This window comes from Aeromonas sp. s13, assembly GCF_040907905.1.
Classification (GTDB): domain Bacteria; phylum Pseudomonadota; class Gammaproteobacteria; order Enterobacterales; family Aeromonadaceae; genus Aeromonas; species Aeromonas veronii.
The window spans coordinates 151,941-162,919 of sequence record NZ_JBFOCS010000025.1; the positions used below are offsets into that span (position 1 = coordinate 151,941).

Here is a 10,979-nt window from a genome sequence, read left to right on the forward strand (position 1 = left end):
ATCCGGATCCTGTGGCACGATTGGCTTGTGTAAAAAATCGTCTTCGTCCCCCTTTTCGATGAGTTGAATGGCACCCATGGTGTCATCTTTATGTGGTTCGCTCATCGGCGTTCACTTCTGTGAGGTTTTCCCATGCAAGCACCCGTTCCAGGCCGCTATCGTCACTTCAAGGGGGGTTACTATCAAGTGCTTGCCCTGGCTCTGCACACTGAAACCCGGGAGCAGCTGGTCATTTATCAATCCGAGCAGGATGGTCAGGTCTATGCCCGCCCCGTCGCCATGTTTATGGAGTGGATTGAGCATCAGGGGCAGGTTGTCAGCCGTTTTGCCCCTGCAGGAGACTGACCACGCCTCCGTTTTTATCGTTCAAGGGATGAGCACTCGAGCTAAACGGTGTCACAAGTTGTCGCATGACGCCCTTGGGTATGAGATGTGCAGCCAGCTACCTTAATGATAAATCCCTTATCTAATCAACTAATTGTGACGAATGTCACATTGAGTGAGCCCCGCCTGCCGGGTTCGCAATCTGGACTCACACTCCCATAATGCTGCGCTTGTTCAAGCATGGGCCCTTCTCGGGTCTTGTTCGGTGTTATCTCAAATGGGAGAAATAATGTGAAACCTGTTGCTGCTGAGTTTATGGGCACTTTCTGGCTGGTATTGGGCGGGTGCGGCAGTGCCGTGCTGGCTGCGGCCTTCCCTCACGTCGGAATTGGTCTGCTGGGGGTCTCGCTGGCTTTCGGTCTGACCGTGCTGACCATGGCGTTTGCCATCGGCCATATCTCCGGTTGCCACCTCAATCCGGCCGTGACCGTCGGTCTGTGGGCGGGTGGCCGTTTTCCGGTATCCGGTGTACTGCCGTATATCGTGGCGCAAGTGTTGGGTGGCATTGCCGCCGCTGCCGTGCTTTACGTGATTGCCAGCGGTCAGGCCGGGTTTGATCTCTCTGCCGGTTTTGCTTCCAACGGCTACGGTGAGCACTCTCCGGGTGGTTATAGCCTGACTGCCGCACTGGTGTGTGAAGTGGTGATGACCGGTTTCTTCCTGTTCGTCATCATGGGCGCCACCGATAGCCGTGCGCCTGCCGGTTTCGCGCCGATCGCCATCGGTCTGTGCCTGACCCTGATCCACCTCGTCAGCATTCCGGTGACCAATACCTCGGTCAACCCGGCCCGCAGTACCGGTGTTGCGCTGTTTGTCGGTGACTGGGCCATCAGCCAGCTGTGGCTGTTCTGGGTTGCCCCGATTGTCGGTGCCATTCTGGGTGCGCTGGCTTATCGCCTGGTGGCGACTGAGCAGAAGTAATCATTTGCGAAACAAAGTGTGGTATCGACACGCCTGCGGGCGTGTTTTTTGTTTCTGGAGGGGCAAGAAAAGAGCATTAACTGAGGCTAACCTCAGAGCCCTTTGGCCTGCAGCATCTCTTTGTAGCGCAGGTGAAGGAGCTGGACGCGCTCCACATAGGCACGGGTTTCCGCATAGGGCGGGATACCGCCATGTTTTTGTACGGCGCCCGCGCCGGCGTTGTAGGCCGCGGTCGCCAGCGCCACGTTGCCGTCATACTGCTTGAGCAGTCCCGCCAGGTATTTCACCCCGCCGAAGATATTCTGCTCCGCCAGCAAGGCATTGCCGACCCCCAGCTCCCGCGCTGTGGCGGGCATCAGCTGGGTCAGGCCCATCGCCCCCTTGCGGGAGACCGCCAGCGGATTGAAAGCGGATTCCGCATGGATCAGCGCCCGGATCAGCGCAGGCTCAACCTGATAGATTTTGGCGGCCGCCTTGATGGTGCTGGCATAGTCATAGAGAAACAGCCCTGTGGTCTGCCAGTTGACGCTGGATTTGGGGTCGCAGGCGAAGCAGTCGTTGAACAGCAGCAGCTCGTAATGGCCCTGTTCGGGCGCCATGTCGGAGTAGCGTACCACCCCGTTCTGTTGCACCGATTTATAGACCTGGATCTGCTTCTTGCCGTTGGTGGCGACTGCTGTCGTTTGAGCGGTGTCGGGTTGTGGGACGGGAGTGGCATCTTTGACCGGACGCAAGGGGGAGGGAGCTGCGGTCAGGAAGATCACCTCCGCGGGAGGGGGAGTCTGACTCCATCCGCTCAGGGGGATCAACAACATATGGCCTGCCAGCATCCATGCTTTCAACCCTGATACTCCTTCTTGTGATGACCATGTTGAGTAAAGCATCATGACGAGGGCAGAACAAGCGGCCAACAGGGGGCAAATGATCCGATTCGGTGACCGGGATCAAAGTATCCGCCGCAATAAAGGATTGTCATCATAAAGCACGGTTTTGGCCGTCAGGCGGTGGGTCATGGCCTCTTCCACCGGGTAAGCAAGCTGCCCATGACGTCCGCTTTTTTGTTGACGAAAGGCATGCTATCGTGCTGGCGTCATGTGGTCGGATTAGCGCACCGTATCTGGCACTAATAACTGATTATCAAAGGATTTGTCTGTGACAAGCAAGCTGGCGATGGAACTCACTTTCGAAGAGTACTGCGACGCCGACCTCTCCCTTATCAGGGACTATTACGAGACGACGTTTTCCCACTATGTGCCGGATCTGGCCGAGCGGATCTTTGTCGTACGTGATGCTCACTGGCTGGTGGGGGCGGTTCGGTTGCGGGACGAGGAGGAGTTTTACCATCTGTGCGGCTTTCGCCTGTTGCCCCACTACCAGTCGCTGGGATTGGGGTCACGGCTGCTGCAGCACGCCTGTCACGGTCTGTTGGACAAACCTGTGGTCTGTCAGGCGCTGCCCTTCGAGAAGCCTTTCTATCTCAAGGCCGGGTTTGCCGATATGCCCCTCAATCAATTGAGCGGGTCGCTTTTCTCCCTCTACGAGCGGCAACAGCAGCAGGGGTATCAGGTGGAGCTGTTGGTACGGGATACCACCCAGCCCCTCCTGAATTGAGCGATTTAGCGAGGTTTGGTCAGCAGGTGGATCTTGCCCGGTGACAGCTCCAGCCCCAGCAGATTCTCCTTCAGCCAGGCCTGATCCGGGTCCTTGTCATTGAGTTTGTAGACCGGCTTGGTCTCGAGTCGCTTCTCCATGCTCTGCAGCAGCATGTTGAGCATCAGCCCGAACTTCTTCTCGGCCGCCTCCGGCTCCAGCTTGTACTCCACCAGCTTCATGTTATCGAGAAACAGCGCGCTCAGGCTCTTGTCATAGCGGGGTCTCGCCTCATAGGTCATCTGCAGGCGGGCGTCATATTCGGTATTGTCTGGCAGGGCGATTTTGAGCTTGCCCTTGCCATAGACCCGGGCAGTATCGGGGCGTTGGCGACCGATCTGGACGTCGCTCTGCTCAAGCGTCACATGGGCCTTGATGATGCCCGGCAGCTCCAGCTGTTTGTCGACTTGCACCTGAGATTGCAGGTACTGGTTTATCTGTTGCTCATTGATGTCATATGAGCCTTGGCCTAGCATGGCCAGGCTGAGCAGCATAGATTGCAGGATCATGCGTGCGACCTGATAGAATGGATTTGCCTTACAGCATACCATCCCGGCCGGTTGGGATCTGCCCACCGCGCTGTTTGTCGATTAGAAGGAGTCCCCGTTGTTTAACGGTCTGGAACACGATCTTCAACTGCTGTTTTCCCGTTTTCTGGGTTGGCTGCTACTGCTTTTTCATACCGTGATTGTCACCGGTGTGTCGTTTCGGGTGGTGATGAAACGCCGTCCCATCGGGGTGTCGCTGGCCTGGCTGGCGCTGATCTATGCCATTCCGTTTGCCGGGGTGGGTTTCTATGTGCTGTTTGGTGAAATAAAGCTGGGGCGCCGCCGTGCCGAGCGCGCCCAGGCCATGTATCGCCCTTATGCCATCTGGATCCGCCAACTGGCCCGTCTGTTCCCGCAACACTGCTGCGAAGTGGGCGCCAAGGCACAGCCGCTGCACGATCTCATCCAGGGACGGCTCGCCATGCCGATGCTCTCCGGCAACCGCATGACCTTGCTCAACAAGCCGGACTGGATCTTGCGCGAGATTGCCCAGGATATCCGTCGCTCGACGCTCTCCTGCTATCTGGAGTTCTACATCTGGCATCCGGGCGGCGATGCCGACGAGGTGTGCGAGGCGCTGATTGAAGTGGCGCAACGCGGCGTGGATTGTCGCTTGCTGCTCGATTCGGTGGGTAGCAAGCAGTTCTTCCGCTCCCACTGGCCCAAAAAGCTGCGCAAGGCGGGGGTCAAGCTGGTGGAGGTGCTGCCGGTCGGCGCCTGGCGCATTCTGTTCCAGCGTCAGGATCTGCGGATGCACCGCAAGCTGGTGGTGATCGATGACAGGGTGGGTTACACCGGCTCCATGAACATGGTGGATCCCCGTTTCTTCAAGCAGGATGCAGGGGTCGGCCAGTGGGTCGACATCATGATCCGGGTGCAGGGGCCCATGGTGCCGCTGATGTGGTCGATCTTTGTCTGGGACTGGGAGATGGAGACCGGCGAGCGGCTGCTCGACAGTCTGCAGCATGAGCCGGAAGCCTGGCCCCAGACCAACTACCGCGCCCAGCTGATCCCGTCCGGCCCATTCGTCGGCGGCGACTGCATCCAGCAGAGCCTGCTGCTGGCCATCTATCAGGCGCGCAGCCATCTGGTGCTGACGACCCCTTACTTTGTACCCGACGATCCGCTGGCAGCCGCACTCAGTTCGGCGGCGGCGCGCGGGGTGCAGGTGCAGCTGGTGTTGCCGGCACGCAATGACTCCATCATGGCCAATTACGCCTGCAACGCCTTTATGGAGGAGTTGCTGGCGGCTGGGGTGGAGATCTACCGCTACGATGCCGGTCTGCTCCATACCAAGAGCGTGCTGGTGGATGATGACTTCGCGCTGGTGGGGACGGTCAATCTGGATCGGCGCAGCCTCTGGCTCAACTTCGAGGTGACCCTGCTGGTGGACAACCCCTCGTTCGTGGCCCAGATGACCCGGCTGGTACAGGGCTATATGGCGGAAGCCACCCCGATGACCCTGGCCCAATGGCAGGCCCGCCCCTGGTACAAGAAGGCGATGGAGAACATCTTCTATCTCTTCAGCCCCTTGCTGTGATGTTGTGGCGAGCCGCAAGAAAGTGGACTCGCCATCTGATTGGACTTGCCTAGCCCCGAGTCCGCCCCGTAGAGTGCAGTGACAACTCCCTGGAGACACATGGATATATGAAAAAGATAGTGGCCCTCGCCGTGGGTGCGGCACTGGTAGGTGGTGGTCTGGCTGCGTGCTGGTACACGGGCAACAGCTTCGACAACATCATGGCGGAGCAGATCGCCAAGGTGGAGAAAGAGAGTGGGCTCGACATGCAGTGGCTGCCGGGCAGCAGCAACCTCTTCACCCGTGACGGGGTCCTGAAGGTCGTGGTGACGCCGGAGGAGCTGGCTGCCATCGACAGCGAGCTGGAGGGCAGTCAGCCCATCGAGTTGCAACTGGTGGTCAAGAGCCAGATCCTCCCGCTCTACATCAAGAGCCACTTCCTGCTCGATACCCATAATGGCACGCTAGCGCCGGTTTTCACCGCACTGGGCATGGAGCAGTGGGAACTCGGTCTGGAGTCGGTCACCAGTCTCTGGACCCAGGGTAACAGCAGCCGTTTCTGGGCCAATGAATTCAAGATCAAACAGGGGCTGGACGAGTTCAGCTTCCTGCCCCTGAGCGGCGAGTTCCACGGCAATCTGGAGGGGAATGGTCACCTCACCATGACCTGGCAGGGGATGACGGTCCATGAAGAGCAGAGCAAGATGGACTTGGTGCTGGCTGATCTGAAAGGGAGTGCCGACATTGCCGAGATCAGCGGTGTGCTCCTCTCGCCCCAGAGCGAGATGACCCTCTCGGCCCTCACGGTACAACTGCCTGACAGCGTCAAGGTCGCCCTGCAGGGGATGACTACCGAGACTCAGCTGACCGGTGATGATGCCCAGACCCTCTCCAGCAGCTATCAGATGAAAATTGCCAAGCTGGATCTGGAGAACGAGACCGACACCTTGGCGGTGACCGACAGCAAGTTGGCGCTCAACCTCAACGGTCTGGATCTGGAAGGGTATCAGGGGCTGCAGGCCGCCGGTGGCAAGGGGGTTGAAGATGCCGCCATCCAGCAGGCGCTGGACAAGATGCTCAAACGTGGCGCGACCCTTGAACTGGCCGATCTCAGCGCCAAGCTCAACGGTGAGGCGGTGACCATGAAGGGGGACGTGAAGCTGGCCTCCACCTCGCTGGAGCAGCTGTTCAACAGCGACGCGGGAATGCAGGCCCTCTCCGGCGTGCTGCATGCCAGCCTCAGCGACAAGTTGGGCAAGGCGGTGCCGCAACTGGCACCCATGCTCGATCAGCTGACCCTGATGGGTTATCTGAAGGCCGACAAGCAAGCGCTGACCTCCGAACTGAAGCTGGAGAAGGGCGCGGTGACGGTAAACGGTCTGCCGCTCTGACACTCGGCACAGAAACAACAACGGCTCCCGCGGGAGCCGTTGTTGTTTCTGGTGTTTGCATACGTGCCGTGTGGGCGGATTACTTGAAGACTACGGTCTTGTTGCCGTAGACGAACACCCGCTCGTTCAGTACCAGCTCCAGCGCGCGGCTCAGCACCGATTTCTCCACATCCCGACCCGCCTTGGCCATATCGTCCGCACTGAAGGCGTGACCGACGTGGATCACGTCCTGTTCGACGATGGGGCCTTCATCCAGATCGTCGGTCACGAAGTGGGCGGTGGCGCCGATCAGCTTGACGCCGCGATCAAACGCCTGCCGGTAGGGGCGGGCACCGATGAAGGCGGGCAGGAAGGAGTGGTGGATGTTGAGGATCTTGCGCGGATAGGCCTCGACGAAGCTCGGGGTCAGCACCCGCATGTACTTGGCCAGGATCACATAGTCAGGCTCATAGCTGTCGATGATGGCGCGAACCTGCTCCTCATGTTCAGTCCGGCTCAGATCCTCGTGACTGACGGTGTGGAACGGGATATCGAACTTGCCGGTGAGCTCGGCCAGTGTATCGTAGTTGCCGATCACCGCGACGATATCCATATCCAGCGCACCCGCGTAGTTCTTCATCAGAATATCGCCGAGGCAGTGGGTCTCTTTGGTCACCAGGATGACGATGCGCTTCTTGCCCGCCTTGACCAGACGGCGCTGGGCACCGGTGGGCAGGGCATCATCGAGGTCGGCCAGCAGGGTCTCGTCGTTGAAGCGCCCCTCCAGCTCGGTACGCATAAAAAAGCGGCCATTCTCGTGATCCACAAACTCATCGTTCTTGATGATGTTGAGCTGGTGCTTGTAGCAGATGTTGGTGATCTTGGCGATGAGCCCTTTGGCATCCGGGCAATCCGTGAGCAGTATTTTCTTTTCCATCTCTGTCATTTTCCGTTTGTGGTGTTGGCGCTGCTGTCTGCGCCGGCAGCGTTGTTCAGGCTCTCTTTTCGGGCGCTGTTTTTTTGTTTCGGGAACTATGCCATAAACCGATCCGAGCCATAAAGAAATTCGCCAGTCATGGCCTCTCGTGCTGGCGAGCGTGCCGCAGAGCGGGATCCCGGGCGCAATGTTGAAACGCTTTTCAGCCTGCGGGGGATTTTGGCTGGTATCTGCAACCGTTTTTCTTTAGGCTGTCTGCGCTTATTCTCAGGGCGGGGCGCAATTCCCCACCGGCGGTATCCCGATTGACTCGGGGAGCCCGCGAGCGCCCGACCCGGCTGATTGCCAGGTCGGGGTCAGCAGATCCGGTGAGATGCCGGAGCCGACGGTCATAGTCCGGATGAAAGAGGATAAGACAGACCTTGCCGTGTTGGCCCTTTTGTGGGCTGGCCGCTGCATGCCCGTCTCTGTCTGCCTTTCCATGCCCTGATTCTGGTCCTTGTCTTGTTTAGGAGTTTTACCATGAATCAGTCTCTACTCAGTGAATTCGGTGATCCCGTTGCCCGTGTCGAAGCGGCCCTGTCTGCCTTGCGTGCCGGAGGCGGCGTGCTGGTGGCCGATGATGAAGATCGGGAGAACGAGGGCGACCTCATTTTCGCCGCCGAATCCATGACCAATGAACAGATGGCGCTGATGATCCGCGAGTGCTCCGGTATCGTCTGCCTCTGCCTGCCCGACGAGCGGGTTCGCCAGCTCGAACTGCCGATGATGGTGGAGGCCAACTCCAGTCACTACCAGACCGCCTTTACCGTGACCATCGAAGCGGCGCAGGGGGTCACGACCGGTGTCTCGGCGGCTGATCGCATCACCACCATCCGTGCAGCCATCGCAGACGGCGCTAAACCGGGCGATCTGCACCGCCCGGGTCATGTTTTCCCGTTGCGTGCGCGAACCGGTGGGGTGCTTACCCGTCGGGGTCATACCGAAGCGACGGTCGATCTGATGCAGCTGGCTGGCCTCAAACCGTTTGGTGTGTTGTGTGAATTGACCAAAGAAGATGGCTCGATGGCGCGTCTGCCAGACCTGGTTGCGTTCGGTCGCAAGCACCAGATGCCGGTGCTGACCATCGAGGATCTGGTGCAATATCGTCAATTGTTGTCAGAACGTACAGCCTGAGCCTCATACGAAATTGTAATAAGGCAAAAATTTGGTTAACCTTTGTCCGTGCCCCCACCACACGGCACTCATTTTTTAGACGAATCTGGACAAAAACTGTTCATTCAAAAAAAAATGAGGGTTTTAATGCATTTATCTGTGGTGGGGACTATGCAAAGTAGGATTTTTTTGTGCCATAATCACGCCGCTTGCTAAACGTCTGGCGAGTTCAAGGGAGCTTTAAAAATGAAAAAATTGTTGTTGGTAGGTGTTGTTGGTCTGTCCGCTCTGCTGGGCGGTTGTGCAAACACCAGCGAACTGGAAACTTCCGTTCAGAATCTGTCTAACAAAGTTGACCAACTGGCTCAAGATGTTAGCGCAGTTCGTGCTGATCAGTCCAAAATCGCTGCTGATGTTGCCGAAGCCAAGCAAGAAGCTATGCGTGCTAACCAGCGCATCGACAACATGGCTACTTCCTACAAGAAGTAATCCATGCGAAAAAAATGGCGCAGTTTTGCGCCATTTTTTTTTGCCTGAAATTCACCGTATCTCCACTATTCCCACAGCACCTTTTTCGTACTTGACCCATGAGGTCATGCCGGTCTCCCGGCACTCCCCCATCATTACCAGCCAGTTCGATTCCGATCAGTAGAGCAGACTATAGAGTTTGCGACGGTAGCTCTGTGCCGCCGGTGTGCTGCCCATGGTCGCCAGAATATCGAGATAGGTCTTTCTGGCATCGCCGAATGCCAAATCCCGCTTGAGGATCTCCAGCAGCAGTCCCAACGCCTCTTCCTGACGACCAGCCTGGTTGTATTGCACCGCCAGCTCCTGAGTCAGGGCAAAATCATCAGGCTGTTCTGCATGACGGGCTTCCAGCGCGCGCAGCTCCGGGCTGTCTGCCGCTTGCAGGGCCAGCGCCAGCCGTGAGCTCAGGGTATGGAAGTGGCTATCCTGCGCTACCATCGGGATGGCGCCGAGGCGCTCCTGCGCTTCCTCCAGCAGATTGAGGTCGAGCGCAGCCTGGATCAGCCACAGGCTGATGTCGTGACGTTCAGGAGCCAGCTGGTGTGCCTTGGTCAGATGGGCATAGGCGATGCTGGGCTGCTCGTCAGCCAGTGCCTGTTGCCCCTTGGCCAGCAACTCCTCCTCTTCTTTGGGGGCGAAGGCGGCGAAATACTGGCGCAGGGTGGCTTCATCCTGTGGCCCTTCGATGATCCCCTGTTCGTCAGGGCGACCTTGATGGAACAGCACCAGCGCCGGCAGGGCACGCAGGCCGAGCTGGCTGGCGAGCGGTTGCAACTGGGGATCGTTCATATCCACCTTGGCCAGGGTGACCTGCTCATTGGCGGGCCCAACCAGTGATTCGATCAGCGGTGTCATCCCCTGGCACTCCGGCATCTGCGGAGCATGGAAATAGATGACGACCGGCTTCTTCATGGACGCATCGATAAGTTCAGCGTGAAAATTCTGGGGAGTAATGTCGACGATCATGAGTTGGACTCTTCAGAAAGGGTGTTGAGTAACATGGGGTTAAGCGAGTGGCAATTCAAGCGCTCATCCAGCCGGTAAAAGGTCACGGGGGCTGCCGTTGTCGCGAGACTGAGCCAGCCGCTGGCAAAGGGCCAATCCTGTACCTGATAAGGGGTGTCATCGAGCCGGTTGTCGAGTCGCCATCCTTCCTCCGGGAGAAACCGCACCTTCTCCAGTCCCGCCGCTATGCCGCCACCGTGGGCTTTCAGTACCGCCTCCTTGCGCGACCAGAGCCGGTAGAAGGCCCCCTCCTGCTCTTGAGGAGGCAGTGCGCAGAGCCACTCATATTCACTCTGTGCATAAAAGCGGCGGGCCAGCGGGAGGGGGTGATGCCGCCGTTTGCCCAGTTCGATATCCACCCCCAGCGGCCCCTGTGGGCAGAGCGCCAGCACCAGCCAGCTGCCACTGTGGCTCAGATTGAACTGCCAAGCATCATCATGCAGTCGGGGCTTGCCGTGGGGGCCGTTGCAAAATTGCAGACTGGCGGCAGGTTGTTGCAGCCGCCCGGCCAATAGCTGGCGCAGCAGGGCGCGGCTCACCAGATATTCCTGACGTCGTTCAGGATGGGTCATGGCTTGCCAGATATGCTGCTCATCGGTTGACAGCCCTTCAGGCAATTGAGCAAGCAGTTCCTGGCATACCCTGGCCGGTTTTAACAAAAAAAGATCGGTTTCGATCATGATTTTTCACTTTAAAAAGGTGCTGAAGCAGGGATAAAAGCCAGTTATCTATGAGGCCCAAGGTTCTTTTTGCGATTGTATATTGTTTGGGCATGATCACATTAATTATGAAAAATCGTGCATTTCCTTGCAAAAATGTGAGCTTGATTGGGATTTTCACTTGCCTCGATAGAATTCTTGGATATAGTCGGGTGCTGTTGCCTTATAAATTGCCCTTTGGGGCCGTATTTTAACAAGATTTACTATTTAGCGGGGATAAAGGATTGCGCCACCTGATGCTAC

The 10,979-nt window shown here is 57.8% G+C and carries 12 protein-coding genes and 1 riboswitch; of the genes, 7 read left to right on the forward strand and 5 right to left on the reverse strand.

The features are described 5' to 3' along the window. The first annotated feature begins 132 nt into the window (after nucleotides 1-132). Together AB5Y82_RS03305 and aqpZ are read left to right on the forward strand one after the other, a co-directional pair. Nucleotides 133-345 carry a DUF1653 domain-containing protein gene (locus AB5Y82_RS03305; protein ID WP_139442495.1) on the forward strand — a complete coding sequence of 71 codons (213 nt, stop codon included), beginning with the start codon at nucleotides 133-135 and terminating at the stop codon, nucleotides 343-345. Nucleotides 346-615: 270 nt separating this feature from the next. Beyond that, nucleotides 616-1,305: an aquaporin Z gene (aqpZ, locus tag AB5Y82_RS03310; RefSeq protein WP_368173648.1), complete on the forward strand. Its 690-nt coding sequence runs from the start codon at nucleotides 616-618 to the stop codon at nucleotides 1,303-1,305. Nucleotides 1,306-1,397: 92 nt separating this feature from the next. On the opposite strand, the gene AB5Y82_RS03315 is transcribed toward aqpZ, so the two are convergent. After that, entirely contained in the window at nucleotides 1,398-2,135 is a 738-nt protein-coding gene (locus tag AB5Y82_RS03315) for a lytic transglycosylase domain-containing protein (RefSeq protein WP_368173651.1), read from the reverse strand. 340 nt (nucleotides 2,136-2,475) lie between these two features. Here AB5Y82_RS03315 and AB5Y82_RS03320 point away from each other — a divergent pair, with 340 nt between their 5' ends. Continuing rightward, nucleotides 2,476-2,916: a GNAT family N-acetyltransferase gene (locus AB5Y82_RS03320; protein WP_041980377.1), complete on the forward strand. Its 441-nt coding sequence runs from the start codon at nucleotides 2,476-2,478 to the stop codon at nucleotides 2,914-2,916. Nucleotides 2,917-2,921: 5 nt separating this feature from the next. Here AB5Y82_RS03320 and AB5Y82_RS03325 read toward each other — a convergent pair whose 3' ends face one another. Further along, on the reverse strand, nucleotides 2,922-3,464 hold the full coding sequence (locus tag AB5Y82_RS03325; RefSeq protein WP_368173649.1) for a DUF1439 domain-containing protein: 543 nt from the start codon (nucleotides 3,462-3,464) through the stop codon (nucleotides 2,922-2,924). Nucleotides 3,465-3,561: 97 nt separating this feature from the next. Between AB5Y82_RS03325 and cls the strand changes: the two genes are divergently transcribed. Both cls and AB5Y82_RS03335 read left to right on the forward strand, forming a co-directional pair. Beyond that, nucleotides 3,562-5,043 carry a cardiolipin synthase gene (cls, locus tag AB5Y82_RS03330; RefSeq protein ID WP_005361740.1) on the forward strand — a complete coding sequence of 494 codons (1,482 nt, stop codon included), beginning with the start codon at nucleotides 3,562-3,564 and terminating at the stop codon, nucleotides 5,041-5,043. Between the two features lie 107 nt (nucleotides 5,044-5,150). Further along, nucleotides 5,151-6,413, forward strand: a complete 1,263-nt coding sequence (locus AB5Y82_RS03335) for a DUF945 family protein (RefSeq protein ID WP_159144006.1) — start codon at nucleotides 5,151-5,153, stop codon at nucleotides 6,411-6,413. 79 nt (nucleotides 6,414-6,492) lie between these two features. Here AB5Y82_RS03335 and purU read toward each other — a convergent pair whose 3' ends face one another. After that, nucleotides 6,493-7,329: a formyltetrahydrofolate deformylase gene (gene purU / locus AB5Y82_RS03340; protein ID WP_005361738.1), complete on the reverse strand. Its 837-nt coding sequence runs from the start codon at nucleotides 7,327-7,329 to the stop codon at nucleotides 6,493-6,495. A 259-nt stretch (nucleotides 7,330-7,588) separates the two neighbouring features. After that, nucleotides 7,589-7,745: riboswitch (FMN riboswitch) on the forward strand. A gap of 106 nt (nucleotides 7,746-7,851) precedes the next feature. Between purU and ribB the strand changes: the two genes are divergently transcribed. Continuing rightward, nucleotides 7,852-8,505, forward strand: a complete 654-nt coding sequence (gene ribB / locus AB5Y82_RS03345) for a 3,4-dihydroxy-2-butanone-4-phosphate synthase (protein ID WP_005334344.1) — start codon at nucleotides 7,852-7,854, stop codon at nucleotides 8,503-8,505. A gap of 225 nt (nucleotides 8,506-8,730) precedes the next feature. Further along, entirely contained in the window at nucleotides 8,731-8,973 is a 243-nt protein-coding gene (locus AB5Y82_RS03350; RefSeq protein ID WP_005334342.1) for an Lpp/OprI family alanine-zipper lipoprotein, read from the forward strand. A 156-nt stretch (nucleotides 8,974-9,129) separates the two neighbouring features. On the opposite strand, the gene AB5Y82_RS03355 is transcribed toward AB5Y82_RS03350, so the two are convergent. Continuing rightward, nucleotides 9,130-9,978, reverse strand: coding sequence for a tetratricopeptide repeat protein (locus AB5Y82_RS03355; RefSeq protein ID WP_111899466.1), 849 nt, complete (start codon nucleotides 9,976-9,978; stop codon nucleotides 9,130-9,132). Beyond that, nucleotides 9,975-10,697: a 4'-phosphopantetheinyl transferase superfamily protein gene (locus tag AB5Y82_RS03360; protein WP_111899467.1), complete on the reverse strand. Its 723-nt coding sequence runs from the start codon at nucleotides 10,695-10,697 to the stop codon at nucleotides 9,975-9,977. The genes AB5Y82_RS03355 and AB5Y82_RS03360 overlap by 4 nt, the downstream gene beginning before the upstream one ends. Nucleotides 10,698-10,979 lie beyond the last annotated feature (282 nt).